The following is a 15,064-nucleotide window of genomic DNA, read 5'->3' as shown; positions in this document are numbered from 1 at the left end:
ATCCTGTCCCCGCAACCAAACACACGAAAACCCCGCTCGGCGTCGCGCCGGCGGGGTTTTTCGTGTTTAGCTTGCCGAAGCGACGACCCGACACGGCTTGGCGAAACGGAATCCGGGAAACCGAGCAGGTCCGCTTTGGGGGCCCCTGCATCGATCGTGACCGGGCCGGAATCACAAACCAGGGGAGGGGGCTCCCGTAATCCGGCAGCCCCGTCATGGTGTCCTCGATCTGTCCGACGACCGCTCGGTGGTCGCGCAGATGCCCTTCAGGGCGCCCCACTCCTTCTCCGGCAGGATCTGCCGACCGGACGCGCTGGGACCGGCGAGGGCGCGGATCGCGGCGGCGCGCTCGGTCGTGAGAGGGTGGCTACGCAGGAGGTCGAGAGTCCCGCGCGGCCCGTCATCGGCGGCGATGCGCTCGAGGATGTCGGCGAGGGCGGCGCCATTGCCGCCCGCCCGCGCCATCATCTCGACCGCGTAGGCATCGGCCGCGCGCTCGGCGTCGCGGCTGTAGCCCGCCGAGAGCAAGGCCTCCCCGACCGCCACGATCACCGTCGAGCCCGTGAAATCGCCGAGCACGAGGCTCAGCAGGAACGAGGTGCCGGAGGCCTGGATCAGCGCCCGGGTCGGGTCGCGCGTATGAACATGGCCGAGCTCGTGGGCGAGGACCGCCGCGACCTCGTCGGGCGTCGTCGCCCGCGCGATCAGGCCGGAGAGGAGCATCACCCGGGCGCCCGGCAACGCGAGGGCGTTCGCCATCTCGTGGCGGCGCACGCTCACCGCGAGGTCTGCCGGCAGCGACCCGTCGGGGCGCCGCGCCGCGACGAGCCGGGAAACGAGGCGGTCGAGGGCGGCGCGCCCGGCCTCCCCGGTGCAGGCCGGCGGATGTCCGAGGACACGCACCACCTGCGGCTCGACCACGGCACCGAGGCGCGCCTCGACGGAATCCGGCACGAGCGGGACGAGCAGCCGCGCCACGTACGGCACGCCGAAGACCGCGACGAGCAGGACCGAGATCCCGGCGGCGACCGACCAGAGCACGAGGCGGACAGCACCGCCCGCTCCCTCACGCCGGTGCAGGTCCGGGCAGCGTGCCGTCAAGGTGGCGGCGAGCGCCGCGTTCGAGAACTCGACCCGGTCCGGCGCATGGGCGGGGCCGACCCGCATCAGCGGCGGCACCGAATCCTCCGCCCGGAGGTCGAGCGGGTCCCAGTCCTTCGCAATCTCGCGGCCCGTGACCCGGAACCGTGCGTCGAGGTGAAGCCGCACCGGGTGAGGCCGGGCGCTGACGCCGTCGAAGTAGCGCCCTTCCGCCTCGACGGTCGGATCCTGCGGCAGCGGGTCCACCGCTCAGAGGCCGATCTGGAGCGCGCCGCCGACGTCGAGCGCGTCGGCGAGGCCCTCCTGCAACCCGCTGCCGGCGCCCCGGGCCGAGGCGAGGATCGCCGAGAGGTCTTCGGAGTTCAGAACCGTCAGGCTCGTGGCGACCGCCGCCCACAGCCGGGCTCGCACCAGGCGGACGTAGAGCACCGCGCCGAGGGGGGCCATGATGACGTAGCCCAGGACGATGAACCAGTGGATGAAGCTGAAATTGACCTGCCGTGCGGCCAGGGCGAGGAGAACGCCCCCGAGACCGAGTACCAGCATGAGGCCGACGAGCGACAGCACGTAGCGAATGTAAGGCCCGTAGAAGGCACGGGCCCGCAGGGTCGAGGCGAGGCGCACGCCGCCGAGACGCACTGCGCCCGCGAAGGCCCGGGCCTCGCGGGCCCGGTAGTAGGGGATCAGCATGAACGCTGCCGGGAGGCAGATCAGGGCGGCGAAGAACAGGGCGTTCGCGAGGCGGCCGATCGCCGTGCCCGCATAGGCCGGGTTGAGGATCGTCTCGCCCGCCTTGCCGCCGGGCTTCGGCACCATCAGGTCCGACGGCAGCGAGAAGTCGGACGCGACCAGCAGCGCGACGCCGAACCCGATCGGTATCCCGAGCCCGACGAGGTACAACAGGAGCCACGGCCCCAGCACGCTGCGCCCGCGTGCTTCCGACGTCAGCCGGCTCGTGCCGACCAGGGTGTGGTTGATGCGGTAGCGCTCCTGGCTCGCCCGCATGAACGGGAAGGCGAGCCCGAAGCTCAGGTAGACGAGGAGCCACCAGCCCGCCGCCCGGGCCGCGTAGCCGAGGGCCGACCCGTCCTGGCCGAGGCGGATGCCGCGCCAGAGCGTACGCATCGCCCGGTAGCGGCGCCCGCGATAGAGCGCGTACTGCCCGAGCACGAACAGGCTGACGAAGGAGATCGCCACCGAGGCCGGAGCGAGCGCAGGGATCGCCAGGGAGATCGCGAACAGGCCGAGATAGATCGGTACCAGAAGCACCAGCGCCACCAGGAAGCCCAGAAAGAGTTCCTTGCCGGTTCCGGTATAGACGGCCGGCGACCCGTCGATGGTCGTGCGGCTCCAGAAGAACCGTCGCAGGTCGGTGACGTACCAGAACCGGTAGATTCCGAAGGTCACGAGCGAGAGCAGGATGCCCTTGAGGGCGAGCCGGGTCAGGCCGCGGAACGTCGTGTCGAAGGTCACGGAGACGCCCTGCGGCGCGGAGCCGGGCCTCGCTTCGGTCATCGCTATGCTCATCCTGCGTCCCGCCCTCACGGACCCCGGTGTCTCCCGTATCTTACGCGAGGAGAGGGCGGATGCCAGGGGAGGTTGTTCGTGCAGTGCGTTTGTTCGCGCCTGGATCGCATCGTGTCGCCTGCGCTGGTGCGGGCGATCGAGGTCGACCCGCGACCGGGGCTTTTGGAAGGAACGGCATGCCGGATGAGCGCAGACCTCGACCGCCGGACGGGCGAGGAGAGGCTGCCGAATTCGGTCTCGCCGCGGCCTTTGCCGATACGCCATCCGAAGACCGCGCGTCTCAGTCGGCCGCGTCGCGCTCGGCGAACACCGCCTTGGCCGCGAACAGGCCGTTCAGCGCCGCCGGGAACCCCGCATAGACGGCCATCTGCATGATGGTCTCGACGATCTCCTCGCGGGAGAGACCGACATTCAGTCCCGCCGCGATGTGCACCTTGAGTTGCGGGGCCGCGTTGCCCATCGCGGTCAGCGCCGCGATGGTGGCGATCTCGCGGGCGCGCAGGTCGAGGCCGGGGCGGCTGTAGATGTCGCCGAACGGGAATTCGAGCAGGTAGGTCGCGAAATCCGGGGCGATGTCGGCAAGCGAGGCGACGACCGCCTCTCCGGCATGGCCGTCGATCTCAGCGAGCGCCCGTCGTCCGCGCTCCAGCCGGCTTTCGCCGGAGTGATGGTTCTGTGTCATGGGCCTGCATCCTCTCGTCCGCGCCGGCATACCCGGAGATCTTGGCGTCGAGGACGAGAAGGCTTTCCTGCAGCTCGTCAACGTGAGCGCGGACGCGCGCGCGATGCCGTTCCAGCATCTCGCGGCGCTCCGTCTCCGTGGCGGGGCCGTCGTTTCGCAGGGCCGCGTAGCGCACCATCTCCCGGATCGGCATCCCGGTCGTCTTGAGACGAGTCAGAAAGCCGATCCAGGTCAGGATCGATGCGTCGTAGTCACGGTGGCTCGACCGGTTCCGGTCGGCGTAGGGGAGCAGCCCGATCCGCTCGTAGTAGCGGAGGGTGTGGGCGGTCAGTCCCGAACGCGCGGCCAGTTCCCCGATCTTCATGCGCACCTTCTCGCCACGACGCGTCCGAGGCTAGGGGTTCGAGCGCGCTCGAAGTCAAGCGGAGTGCGCGGCGTGCAAGGCCGGCCTCACGCCCCGGCCGGAGCGTGTCCCTCGCCCGCCTTCTGCGGCCGGATCCGGTACCAGCCGACATAGAGCGCCGGCAGGAAGAACAGGGTCAGGAAGGTCGCCGCGATGATGCCGCCGATCATCGCGTAGGCCATCGGCCCCCAGAAGACCTCGCGGGCGATCGGCACCATGCCGAGGCTCGCGGCGGCCGCCGTGAGCAGGATCGGGCGCATGCGGTGGCAGGTCGCCTCCACCACCGCGTCCCAGGGGTTCATGCCCTCGGCCTCGAACTCGTCGATCTGGGTCACCAGGATCACCGCGTTGCGGATGATGATGCCGATCAGCGCCAGGATGCCGAGGATCGCCACGAAGCCCATCGGGGCGCCCGACGGCAGCAGCGCCGCGACGACGCCGATGAGGCCGAGCGGCGCCACGCTCGAGACGAGGAAGAGCTTCTGGACGCTCTGGAGCTGCACCATCAGGAAGAAGGCCATCACCAGCAGCATCACCGGCACCACCGCGGCGATCGGGCCCTGGCCCTTGGCGGCCTCCTCCACGGCGCCGCCGGTGGCGACGTCGTAGCCGTCCGGCAGCTCGGAGCGGAACTGCGCGATGGCGGGGGCCAGCGCGTCGACGACCGTCGGCGGCTGGGTCGTGTCGGTGATCGAGGCGCGCACCGTGATGGTCGGCATCCGGTCCCGGCGCCAGACGATCGGCTGTTCGAGGTCGTAGTGGATCTTGGCGAAGGCGAGCAGCGGCACGGTGGCGCCGCCGGCGGTCGGCACCTGCAGGCTCTGGAGCGTGTCGACGGAGCGGCGCTCCGGCCCCTGCGCCCGGCCGACCACGTCGACGAGGTAGATCGCGTCGCGGACCTGGGTGATGGTGGTGCCGCCGACCACGCCGTTGAGGATGCCGGCGATGTCCTGCGAGGTCACGCCGAGCTGGCGCGCCTTGTCCTGCAGGATCTCGACCCGCAAGACCTTGCCGGGCTCGTTCCAGTCGAAGGTCGGCAGGCCGACATGCGGGTTCTGCGCCACCAGGTTGGCGAGCTTGAGGGCCTGCGTCCGCACCACCTGCAGGTCGGGGCCGCTGATCCGGTACTGGATCGGCCGCCCGACCGGGGGGCCGAGGTCGAGGGGATGGATGAACACGTCGGTGCCGACGAAGTCGCGCCGGGCGAGCGCGTTGAGCCGCGCCATGGTGCGGTCGCGGGCCTCCAGCGACACGGTCTCGATCACGATCTGGCCGAAGAACGCGTTGGAGAGCTGCTGGTCCAGCGGCAGGTAGAAGCGGATCGCGCCCTGGCCGACATAGGAACTCCAGCGCTTGATCTCGGCATCGCCCTTCAGCGCCTGCTCGAACCGGTCCATCTGCGCCTTGGTCTCACTGATGCTGGCATTCTGCGGCAGGGTCATGTCGACCAGCACTTCGGGCCGGTCGGAGGCCGGGAAGAACTGCTGCTGGACGTGGCCCATGCCGACGATGGCGGCACCGAGCAGGCCGACGCAGGCCGCGACGGTCACCCAGCGGAAGCGCATCGCGGGCAGCAGCAGGGCCCGGAAGCCGTTGAGCAGGCGGCTCGGCTTGTCGTGGTGGCCCTTCATGGTCTTCGGCAGGATCTTGACGCCGATGAGGGGGGCGAACAGGACCGCCACCACCCAGGAGACGAGGAGCGAGGCCGCGATCACCACGAACAGCGAGTAGGTGTACTCGCCCGCCGCCGAGCCGTTGAAGCCGATCGGCAGGAAGCCCGCCACGGTGACGAGCGTGCCGGTGAGCATCGGGAAGGCGGTGGAGGTGTAGGCGAAGGTCGCGGCCTTGTGCAGGCTGTCGCCGGCCTCCAGCCGTGCCACCATCATCTCGACGGTGATCATCGCGTCGTCGACGAGGAGGCCGAGCGCGATGATCAGCGCTCCGAGCGAGATGCGCTGGAGCGTGACCCCCATCACCTCCATGATGACGAACACGATGGCGAGGACCAGCGGGATCGAGAACGAGACCACGAGGCCGGCCCGCACTCCGAGGCTCAGGAACGAGACCACGAGCACGATCACCACCGCCTCGACGAGGGCCTTGGTGAAGCCGCCGACCGCCTCCTCGACGATCTTGGGTTGGTCCGAGACGAGGTGGATGCCGACGCCGACGGGGAGTTCCGCCTCGACCTGGCGCATGCGGGACTTCAGGGCCTCGCCGAATTCGAGCAGGTTGCCGCTCTGCTGCATGGCGATGGCGAGCCCGATCGCCGGCCGGCCGTTGTAGCGGAAGAGCGCCTCGGGCGGATCGGTGTAGCCGCGCTCGATCTCGGCCACGTCCGAGAGGCGGAAGAAGCGGTCGTTGACCCGCAGGTTGATCGCCTTCAGGCTGTTCTCGTCGGTGAACTGGCCGCCGACCCGGACCGAGACCCGCTCCGGCCCGGCCTGGATTACGCCCGAGGGCGCCACCGCGTTCTGGGCCTGCAGCGTCTTGATCAGCGACTGCACGTCGACGCCGAGGCCGGCGAGCTTGCGGGTCGAGAAGCCGAGATAGATCACCTCGTTCTGGGCGCCGATGATCTGGGTCTTGCCGATGCTCGGCACCTTGATGATCCGGGTGCGGACCGTCTCGACGTAGTCCCGCAGCTGGCGCATCGAGAGCCCGTCCGCCGTGAAGGCGTAGACGTTGCCGTAGACGTCGCCGAACTCGTCGTTGAAGAACGGGCCCTGCATCCCTTGCGGGAAGGTGCCCTTGATGTCGCCGAGCCGCTTGCGGACCTGGTAGAACAGCCACGGGATCGTCTGCGGCGGGGTGGTGTCGCGCAGGTTGACGAACACCGTCGCCTGGCCGGGCGTGGTGTAGCTCTTGGTGTAGTCGACCGCGCCGATCTGCTGCAGCTCCTTCTCGATCCGGTCGGTGACCTGGTCGAGGGTGTCGCTGATCGTGGCGCCGGGCCACACCGCCTGAACCACCATGGTCTTGATCGCGAAGGCCGGGTCCTCCTCGCGGCCGAGCTTGCGATACGACATCGCGCCGGCGACGATCGCCACCACCATCAGGAACCAGACGAAGGAGCGGTGCGACAGCGCCCATTCGGAGAGGTTGAACGACTTCATCGGGGCGCGGCCTCGCGCTGAAAGAGAGTTTGGGGGGCGGGCCGCGTCGGGCCGCGCGCGAAGAATTCGGGGAGCGGTCAGAGCCCGGAGGCGGCGAGGCGCACCGGTTGCCCGTCCTTCAGGCTGTGGACGCCCGCCACCACCACGGTCTCGCCGGCCTTGAGGCCGTCGCTCAGGGTCACCGTGTCCTCGTCGTGGTGCCCGGCGTCGGCGGGCGGGACCACCGCGACGTCGCGGCGGGCGACCGACCGGCCGTCCGGCGCGACCACCCAGACGCTGGTGCGGCTCTCCTCCCGCAGGAGGGCGGTGGCCGGCAGGGTGATGCGGGGCGGGGTGGCGCGCGCCAGAGCCACCGTGATGGTGGTGCCGAGCCGGAACGCCTCCGGCGGATCGGTCAGCGTCATGCGCACCCGGCGGGTGCGGGTCGCCGGGTCGGCGAGCGGCCCGATCTCGCGCACCCGGCCCTTGGCGGTGATGGTCGGCGCGGCCTGGAGCGTCACGGTGAACTCGGTGCCGGCCTTGATGCCGGCCATCAGCCCGTCCGGGATGTCGACCACCGCCTCGCGGATGTCGGGCCGGGCCAGCGTCACCACGACCTGGCCGGCGCTCACCACCTGGCCGACCTCGGCGCTCCAGGCGGTCACCACCCCGTCGACATCGGCCTTCAGGGTAGCGTAGCCGAGCTCGTCGGTCGCCTTCTGGAGGGCGGCCTTGGCCTGGGCCAGGCGCGCCGCGGCGGTGTCGCGGGTGGCCACCGCCGCGTCGAGGGCGGCCTGGGTGACGTTGCCGCCGTCGAACAGGGTGCGCTGGCGTCCCTCGACGGCATTGGCGTTGGTGAGCTGCGCCTCGGCATCGGTGACGTCGGCCCGCGCCCGGGTGACGGCGAATTGCAGCACGGTGGGATCGAGGGCGGCGAGGCGCGCGCCCTTGGGCACGAGGTCGCCGACATAGACGTCGCGGGCGACCATCCGGCCCGGGACCCGGAAGCCGGCCTGCGTCTGGTAGCGCGGCTCGACCGTGCCGGCGAAGGGCCCGAAGGTCTCGGCGGTGCGGATCTCGACCTTCGTGGTCAGGACAGGGCGCACCGGCGGCGGTGCCTCGGCCTTCTTCTCCTGGCAGGCGGCGAGGAGGACGAGGACAGCGAGGGCGGGGACGTGCTTCACTGCTTGTCCTCCCCGACCACTGCGACCGCCTGGCCGGGGCGCAGGAGCTGGATCCCGGCGGTGACCACCCGCTCGCCCGGCTGGATGCCCTCCGACAGGACGATGGCCGAGCCGGCATACCGGTCGATCGTCACGGTCTTGGGCGCGACGGTGCCGCTGCCCGGATCGAGCACCCAGACCGCCGGCTGGTCCTGCCAGCGGAACAGCGCGCTCCAGGGCAGGCTGATCGCCTGCCGGGCGCGGAAGCGGCCGAGGCCCGCCACCGTGGCCCCGAGGGACATCTCGGGCGGGACCTGGGAGAGGCCGATCTTCACCCGCACGCCGCCCGAGGACGGATCGACCGCCGGCGAGATCTCCCGCACCGTGCCGGTGGTGCGCACCCGCGGATCGGACAGGAGGATGATGTCGACGGTCTTGCCCTCCGGTGGCTCGGCGAGCAGCGTCTCGGAGACGATGAACACCGCGTCCCGCGGCCCGTCCTGGGCCAGCGTGAACACGGTCTGGCCCGACTGGACCACCTGGCCGGCCTCGGCGTTGCGCGCCGTGATCATGCCGGCGACCCCGGTCTTGAGCTCGGTATAGGAGAATTGCTCGCGGGCGTTGCCCAACGCCGCCTTGGCGGATTCGACCGAGGCCTGGGTGGTGCGCAGGGTCTGCTCGGCCTGGTCGTAGGCGGTGCGGGTGGTGTAGCCGCTGCGCATCAGCGATTGCTGGCGCTCGAAGCCGACCTTGGCCTGGGTCAAGAGCGCCTCGGCCGAGGCGAGCGCGGCCTGCGCGGTGTCGACGTTGACCTGCTGCTCCTGCGGCTCGAGCCGGGCCAGCACCTGATCGGCGGTGACGTGCTCGCCGACCTCGACCAGCCGCTCCTGGATCTTGCCGCTGACCCGGAACGCGATGTTGCTCAGGAACTTGGCCTGGATGTCGCCGGTCAGGACGACCTGGGCCGAGACCGGGGCGAGCGCCGCGGTGACGACCCGGACCTCCGCCAGCGCGCCGGCCTGCACCGATGCCTGCTTCGCCTCGTCCTTGGCCGTGGAGGCGGGCGCATCGGCGCGGGCCTGGCCCGCGAGGATTTGCCCCGCGAGGATCAGGGCGGCCATTGCGGCCGGGCGGTGGACGCCTCGGAGGATCGGGCTGGGTCTCATGATCGTCGAGGGTACCGGTTCGGCGTGGGACGGGAAGCCCCGAAGGACAGCACGGGCGGGCGACGGATGTGAAGGAGCGGCCGCGAGGGGGCGGGTGCGGCCGCTCCTTCCAGATGTGGCGTGCCGCCCGGGAGGGCGGCCCCGCCGCATCTGTGACGAGGCCCCGGCGCCGTGCCGGGGCGAACGCGAAAGGACGTGTCGGCTCAGAGACGGCTCTGTTCGGCCATGCAGGCCGTGCAGGGCGCGGCCACCGGATCGATGCGGGTCCAGGCCAGAAGGCCGGCCCATCCGGCGAGGGCGACGAGCACCAGGGCCAGGGCCGGCACCGTACCGCGCCGGGGCAGCAGCGGATGCGCGCGGGAGAGGGCGGGGGCATGCAGGTCGAGGCCGTTCGGCAGGCGGGTGAACCCGTGCCGGGTCGGTGGGGTTGGACCGGACCGGTGGATCCGGGATGGGCACATCACCGTGCGGGCCATGGCGCGCTCCTTGAAGGCGACGCCCATCTCGTACTAATAACTGACCAGGCAGTCAATAAGGGTGCGAGATGGCAGTGGCGGGACAGCGCCGGCGGCGCAAGGAGGAGCGGCCCGGCGAGATCGTGGAGGCGGCGTTCGAGGAATTCGCCCGGAGCGGATTCGCGGCGACCAAGCTCGACGACGTGGCGGCCCGGGCCGGCATCACCAAGGGCACGATCTACCTGTACTTCCCGAGCAAGGAGGACCTTTTCCTCGCGACGATGCAGGAGATGAGCCGCCCGTCGCGGGAGCATCTGGCGGCGCTCACCGCCGCCCCGCAGGGCTCCGCGATGACGATCCTGCGCACCCATTTCGCCTTCGAATACGCCCAGATGGTCGAGGACCGGCGCACCCGCGAGATCATCCGGATGCTGCTCGCCGAGGTCAGCCGCTTTCCCGATCTCGTCGAGCGCTGGCGCGCCGAGGTGATCGGCCCCGAGGTGGAGGCGTTGCGCCGCGTCGTCCGCTACGGGATCGAGCGGGGCGAGTTCCGGCCTTCCGCCGCCGAGGAGTTCCCCCACCTGCTCTTCGCCCCGGTCATCATGGCCTGCACCTGGCGGCTGATGTTCGGCGACGACCACGCCATCGACGGACCGGCCTACCTGGCCGGCCACCTGGACCTGCTGGAGCGGGGGTTGACGGGCGGCTCCCGCCCGAACCCCTCCCTGCAGACGGCAGGGCTGTCCGAATAAAATCCCATTTGAAATCAGGCGCGGGATTCCCTCTCCGGGCGATGCCGGGCTTGCCCGGTATCGCTGCAAGGTGTGGGAGAGGGGTAGGGGCGATCGAAGATCGCGCGAGGGTGACACGCTTCAGTGTAAAGCTGTGACTGTTGTGCTGGCAGCTCTACGCTGAGTGCTTCACACGGAACCGTAGCACCCTCACGCGGGATCTTCGATCCCCGGCCCCTCTCCCATACGGGAGAGGGGAGGCGCGCTTTTTTCTTTCCCCGGATAGCCCTGAGGGGGGGAGGGTTCGGGCGCGAGCCTTCGGATCGGAAGCGCAGCCCCACCGCCCCGCTCCCGCCGCAATGCGGCGGGACCAGTGCGCCACCGGGGGGCGCGACGCGCTTCACCACCGCTTCACCACGACGGGCGAGCGTCGCCGAAGGACATCGTCATGCTGCGCCCGTCCCGTCTCCTCGTCGGCTTCCTGCCTGCCGCTCTCGCCGCGGCGACGCCGGCGCTCGCCCATCCGCATGTCTGGATCACCACCCGGGCCGAGCTCGATTACGGGCCGGACGGGGTGCTTCGGGCGGTGCGCCACGCCTGGACGTTCGATCCGACCTACTCGGCCTTCGCGATCCAGGGACTGGGCCAGTCGACGACCGGGCCGGTCAACCCGGCGGCACTCGCCGCGCTCGCCCGGGACAATGCCGAGAACCTCGCCGACAACGCCTACTTCACGGTGCTGAAGGTCAACGGCCGCAAGGTCGATCTCGGCGCCGCCGCCGATCCGGCGATGACCTTCGCGGACGGGCAGCTGACCCTGCGGTTCACCCTGCCGCTCAAGGCGCCGGCCGCCGGCACGGCCTCGCTCGAGGTCTACGACCCGACCTACTTCGTCGCCTTCAGCCTCGCGGAGGGCGGCGAGGTCGCGACGCTGGTGGGCGCGCCCGCCGCCTGCCGCGTCACCGCCCACCGGCCCAAGACTGCCGCGCCGGCGCCCGCCGCCACCGGCATGTCGGAGGCCTTCTTCGAGGCGATCACCGCCGCCTCGACCTACGGCGTGCAATTCGCCAACCGGATCGTCGTCGCGTGCTGACCCGAGCCCTTCCCCTCGCTCTCCCCTCCCGCGGCGTCCAGCGCCTGATGCTGGCCGCCCTCGCGGTCCTCGCCGCCGCCGCCCTGCTGGCGGTCCTGCTCGGGCTGCTCGCTCCCGGTTTCCGGGCGCCGCCGCGCTCCCCCTTCGGCATCGGCTTCCGCGAGGCGAGCCCCAACGGCGCCACGAGCCTCGGCGCCTGGCTGCTCGCCATGCAGGCCGGCTTCTCGCGGGCGCTCCAGGCCGCCGTCTCGGCGGTCAAGGACGGCCGCGACGGGGCGCTGACGCTCGTCGGGCTCGGCTTCGCCTACGGGGTGCTGCATGCCGCCGGGCCCGGCCACGGCAAGGCGGTGATCGCCGGCTACCTGATGGCCGGCGAGCGCGCCCTGCAACGCGGCTTCACCCTGAGCCTGCTGGCGGCCCTGCTCCAGGCGGTCGTCGCCCTGGCCCTCGTCGGCGGCGGCGCGGTGGTCTTGCGCCTCACCGCCGCCGGCCTCAACCAGGCCGGCACGGTCATCGAGACGGCGGGCTTTGCCTGCGTGGCGGTGCTCGGCGCGGCGGTGACCTGGCGCAAGGCCGGGCAGCTCGCGCGCCTCCTCAACCGCGAGGCGGGGCCGGCTTGCGGCCCGGGCTGCGGCCATGCCGGCCTCGCCGACGGGACGAAGGTCGAGCGGCTGGCGGGCTGGCGCGAGCAGGCCGGCGTGGTGCTGGCCGCCGGCACGCGCCCCTGCGCCGGGGCGATCCTGGTCCTGGTCTTCGCCCTGTCGCAGGGCATCCTGTGGGCCGGCGTCGCCGCGACCCTGGCGATGGCGCTCGGGACCGCCATCACCACCGGGGTGCTGGCGGCGCTCGCGGTGTTCGCCAAGGCGTTCGCGCTCCGGCTCGCGGGAGGCCGCGGTCAGGGTGGGGCGATCGCGGTCGGCATGCTCGAATTATGGGCCGCCGCCTTCGTGATGGTGCTCGGGGCGGGGCTGCTTTCGGGCTGGGCCGCGACGGCGTTCTGATCGGGCGAGCCGATCGGGCGCCTCTGATCAGGCGCCTCTCTGATCAGGCGCCTCTCTGATCAGGCGACCTGGGCGACCCGCCGGCGCCGCGGGTTCGCCTCCGCGACGGCCGCGAGGCTGATCTCCTGGCGCTCGCGGGCCACGAAGGCTCCGGGCATCTCGCTCTGCATCTGGACCTCCAGGTCGCGCAGCAGCGAATCGGTGTGCTGCGGGTAGAGGTGCACGATGGCGAGCCTTTCGACATCCCCGGCCCGGCACAGCTCGACGCCCTTCTGCCAGGTCGAGTGGCCCCAGCCGCGACAGGACGGGTATTCGCCCTGCGTGAACATGCCGTCATAGACCACGAGGTCCGAGCCGCGCACGAAGTCGAGGAGCGCCGGATCGGGCCAGGGCTCGGAATGCTCGAGGTCGCTGATGTAGCAGGCCGAGCGGCCGGCATGCCGGAAGCGGTAGCCCGTGGCGCCCTGCGGATGCTGCAGCGGGATGGTGTCGACGACCGCGCCGTCCGGGAAGGTCAGGCTCTCGCCGGCCCGGAACCCGTGATGGACGAAGCGGGCGGGGAACATGTCGAGGGTGATGGGGAAGAGCGGCGGCGAGAAGAGCCGGTCGAGGGGCTCGGCGGCGCTCGCCCCGTCGAGGTTGCCGCACCAGGTGTGGATCTCGCGGGAGGGGTCGAGGATCGCCGGCTTCATGAACGGCAGGCCGCCGACATGATCGAGGTGGAGGTGGCTGAGCAGCAGGTCGACCCGCTGGGGCACCCGGTCGCGATGGTGGGCGCCGAACGCGTTGATGCCGGTGCCGGCATCGATCACGAACAGCCGCTCGCCGCAGCGGACCTCGACGCAGGGCGTGTGCCCGCCGAATTCCACGAAATCGGGGCCCGAAGCACAGGTCGACCCCCTGACGCCCCAGAACCGGAGCGTCAAGCCGGCTTCCATGAGAGGACCCCTCGTTGTCATGCCGGTGACCGTGATGGGGGTTGCGGGAGATGGATGTGCGACAACGCACATGGCGAAGGCTCCGGCCGGGCAGGCCGGCAAGGCACGGATGGGAACTGTACACGAAAGATGTGCAGCACGAACGGCGAGCACAAGACGAAGGTTCCCCCGGACGGCCTAATCTGGCGTTAAGCGAGTGCGGTCCCGCACCGGCTCTGTGGATGACGAGACCACCTCGGATGACGGGACCGCCTCTGCGCCGGCGGGAGCCCCGGACGGGCCGGACTCTGCGACAGCCGTCTCCGCGACATCCGGCATCCCGCCGGCCCGCACCACGGTGGTGCGCTCGGCCCGCAGCACGACGTCGAAGGGGGCGGCCTCGTCCGGCCGGCACTCGGCCGGCAGGCAGACCACGAGGCCGCGCCCGGCCCGGGCCGCCCGCAGCCGCTCGATGCCCGCCATCACCTCGGGCGCGCCTCGGTCGTCGAGGGCGAGGCCGACCACCAGGATGTCGGGCCGGCGCACCAGGCAGCGGGCGACGTCGATCGCCGTGCGCTCGAACGGCGTGAAGCCGTCGCGCCCGGCAAGGCCGCTTTCCGCCGCCCGCGGATCGACCTGGCTCGCCAGGCCGAAGCGGTAGACCGTGCGCTCGAGGCCGCGCTCGCGCAGCACCGCCTGCATCAGGGCGCGCACCCGGGCGCCCGCCCCGGCTTCCGCCCCGGCGACGCGGCCGAACAGCAGGTTCTCCTCCAGGCTCGCCGCCGCCGTGACCTTGCCGGGATCGTAGAACTCGACCGAGCCGGTGAGCGAGGCCGGCAGCAGGGCCGCGAAGGTGCGCCGGGCCGCGACGAGGCGCGCCTCCATCGCCTCGTCGATGAGGCCGAAGCGGTGCCGGGTCTCGCTGTAGCGCAGGCACAGGCCGATCAGGCGGGCGCGGTCGCGCTGGCCCGCGGGACCGCGGCGCCAGCCGGAGGCCTCGGGCTGGCGCGCGATCAGATCCTCGAAGAAGCCGCGCTCGCGCGCGGGAAACAGCGAGAAGGCGTCGAAGAGCGGGTGGTCGTCCGGCAGGTCGGAAAAGATCTCGACGGTGGCCCGGGCGATGGCGAGCCCCATCTCGGTCATCGGCCGGGTCAGGCCTTCGGCCTCCAGCACCGCCCGGGTGAAGGGATGGCCGGCGAGCCGCGCCTCCGAGAAGGCCGAGCCGACCGGCGCCCCGAACAGGATATTTTCGCCCACCGTCGCCTGCCGGTTGTAGCGGGCGGGGTCGAACGGCTCGATCAGGTGCGCGGCGTGGTCGGCGGCGAGCGCGGTCCGCAGGGCGTCCCGGGTCTCCACGATGGCGGCGGCGGTGGCGGCGTCGAGGCGGCGCGGCAGCACGCTGGCGAGCCCGCGCCCGTAGACCAGCCGGTCGAGCCCGGTGACCGACAGGGCCTCGACCAGCCTCTCCTCCAGCTCGCGGGCGTTCGGCGTGCTCGCGTCGGGGCTCGATCCGTCGGCGAAGGCCGGGTCGCCGTAGAGGAGGTTCTGCAGCAGCGTGCCGCTCATCAGCACCGGCTCGCCGCCCGCATAGGCGATGCGGCGCGCCCGCTCCGCCGGCTCGACCGAGCGCAGGTCGGTGCCCGCATAGGTCACCGCCCCGGCGGTGGGTTCGAGCTGGCCGGCGATCAGGGCGGCGAGCACCCGGCCGCCGCTGCCGCGGTCCCCCAGGA

Annotated in this window: 13 protein-coding genes; 3 read left to right on the top strand and 10 right to left on the bottom strand. The window is 71.6% G+C overall.

The genetic code is table 11. The features are described from left to right. Positions 1-213: 213 nt before the first annotated feature. From QR78_RS21060 to QR78_RS21025, 8 genes are all read right to left on the bottom strand, one after another. Entirely contained in the window at positions 214-1,347 is a 1,134-nt protein-coding gene (locus QR78_RS21060; protein ID WP_089504109.1) for a M48 family metallopeptidase, read from the bottom strand. 3 nt (positions 1,348-1,350) lie between these two features. Then, positions 1,351-2,616, bottom strand: a complete 1,266-nt coding sequence (locus tag QR78_RS21055) for a YjgN family protein (RefSeq protein ID WP_244276306.1) — start codon at positions 2,614-2,616, stop codon at positions 1,351-1,353. Between the two features lie 292 nt (positions 2,617-2,908). Beyond that, a complete protein-coding gene (locus tag QR78_RS21050; protein WP_048429534.1) occupies positions 2,909-3,310 on the bottom strand; it encodes a carboxymuconolactone decarboxylase family protein in 402 nt (133 codons plus the stop codon). After that, positions 3,249-3,674 (bottom strand): MerR family transcriptional regulator, encoded by a 426-nt coding sequence (locus QR78_RS21045; protein WP_048429533.1) that lies wholly within the window; start codon positions 3,672-3,674, stop codon positions 3,249-3,251. Before QR78_RS21045 ends, QR78_RS21050 begins: the two co-directional genes overlap by 62 nt. A gap of 86 nt (positions 3,675-3,760) precedes the next feature. Then, complete coding sequence (locus QR78_RS21040; RefSeq protein ID WP_048429532.1) at positions 3,761-6,829, bottom strand: efflux RND transporter permease subunit; 3,069 nt, start codon at positions 6,827-6,829, stop codon at positions 3,761-3,763. A gap of 77 nt (positions 6,830-6,906) precedes the next feature. Beyond that, on the bottom strand, positions 6,907-7,992 hold the full coding sequence (locus QR78_RS21035; RefSeq protein WP_048429531.1) for an efflux RND transporter periplasmic adaptor subunit: 1,086 nt from the start codon (positions 7,990-7,992) through the stop codon (positions 6,907-6,909). Beyond that, the gene (locus tag QR78_RS21030) at positions 7,989-9,092 is read right to left on the bottom strand and encodes an efflux RND transporter periplasmic adaptor subunit (protein ID WP_048429530.1); all 1,104 of its coding nucleotides are present in this window, start codon (positions 9,090-9,092) and stop codon (positions 7,989-7,991) included. Before QR78_RS21030 ends, QR78_RS21035 begins: the two co-directional genes overlap by 4 nt. Before the next feature lie 248 nt (positions 9,093-9,340). Then, positions 9,341-9,640 carry a hypothetical protein gene (locus QR78_RS21025; protein WP_048429529.1) on the bottom strand — a complete coding sequence of 100 codons (300 nt, stop codon included), beginning with the start codon at positions 9,638-9,640 and terminating at the stop codon, positions 9,341-9,343. Between the two features lie 41 nt (positions 9,641-9,681). On the opposite strand from QR78_RS21025, the gene QR78_RS21020 reads away from it, so the two are divergent. From QR78_RS21020 to QR78_RS21010, 3 genes are all read left to right on the top strand, one after another. Further along, entirely contained in the window at positions 9,682-10,344 is a 663-nt protein-coding gene (locus QR78_RS21020; RefSeq protein WP_048429528.1) for a TetR/AcrR family transcriptional regulator, read from the top strand. 427 nt (positions 10,345-10,771) lie between these two features. Next, positions 10,772-11,416, top strand: coding sequence for a DUF1007 family protein (locus QR78_RS21015; RefSeq protein WP_048429527.1), 645 nt, complete (start codon positions 10,772-10,774; stop codon positions 11,414-11,416). A 47-nt stretch (positions 11,417-11,463) separates the two neighbouring features. Beyond that, the gene (locus tag QR78_RS21010; RefSeq protein WP_048429536.1) at positions 11,464-12,417 is read left to right on the top strand and encodes a nickel/cobalt transporter; all 954 of its coding nucleotides are present in this window, start codon (positions 11,464-11,466) and stop codon (positions 12,415-12,417) included. A 59-nt stretch (positions 12,418-12,476) separates the two neighbouring features. Here QR78_RS21010 and QR78_RS21005 read toward each other — a convergent pair whose 3' ends face one another. Together QR78_RS21005 and QR78_RS21000 are read right to left on the bottom strand one after the other, a co-directional pair. Next, positions 12,477-13,376, bottom strand: coding sequence for an MBL fold metallo-hydrolase (locus QR78_RS21005; RefSeq protein WP_048429526.1), 900 nt, complete (start codon positions 13,374-13,376; stop codon positions 12,477-12,479). 156 nt (positions 13,377-13,532) lie between these two features. After that, positions 13,533-15,064: P-loop NTPase family protein (locus QR78_RS21000; protein WP_483127854.1), on the bottom strand; the 1,532-nt coding region annotated here is incomplete at its 5' end.

The organism is Methylobacterium indicum, assembly GCF_001043895.1.
GTDB classification, from domain to species: Bacteria; Pseudomonadota; Alphaproteobacteria; order Rhizobiales; family Beijerinckiaceae; genus Methylobacterium; species Methylobacterium indicum.
The sequence above is the reverse complement of the archived record's forward strand: the minus strand, read 5'-3'. Positions and strand labels throughout refer to the sequence as shown.

Bases quoted from the DNA above. Each gene is read 5' to 3' on its own strand.
- QR78_RS21020 (WP_048429528.1), top strand. From the start codon at position 9,682: ATGGCAGTGGCGGGACAGCGCCGGCGGCGCAAGGAGGAGCGGCCCGGC.
- QR78_RS21005 (WP_048429526.1), bottom strand. From the start codon at position 13,376: ATGACAACGAGGGGTCCTCTCATGGAAGCCGGCTTGACGCTCCGGTTC.
- QR78_RS21050 (WP_048429534.1), bottom strand. From the start codon at position 3,310: ATGACACAGAACCATCACTCCGGCGAAAGCCGGCTGGAGCGCGGACGA.
- QR78_RS21055 (WP_244276306.1), bottom strand. From the start codon at position 2,616: ATGACCGAAGCGAGGCCCGGCTCCGCGCCGCAGGGCGTCTCCGTGACC.
- QR78_RS21040 (WP_048429532.1), bottom strand. From the start codon at position 6,829: ATGAAGTCGTTCAACCTCTCCGAATGGGCGCTGTCGCACCGCTCCTTC.
- QR78_RS21045 (WP_048429533.1), bottom strand. From the start codon at position 3,674: ATGAAGATCGGGGAACTGGCCGCGCGTTCGGGACTGACCGCCCACACC.
- QR78_RS21030 (WP_048429530.1), bottom strand. From the start codon at position 9,092: ATGGCCGCCCTGATCCTCGCGGGGCAAATCCTCGCGGGCCAGGCCCGC.
- QR78_RS21025 (WP_048429529.1), bottom strand. From the start codon at position 9,640: ATGGGCGTCGCCTTCAAGGAGCGCGCCATGGCCCGCACGGTGATGTGC.
- QR78_RS21015 (WP_048429527.1), top strand. From the start codon at position 10,772: ATGCTGCGCCCGTCCCGTCTCCTCGTCGGCTTCCTGCCTGCCGCTCTC.
- QR78_RS21010 (WP_048429536.1), top strand. From the start codon at position 11,464: ATGCTGGCCGCCCTCGCGGTCCTCGCCGCCGCCGCCCTGCTGGCGGTC.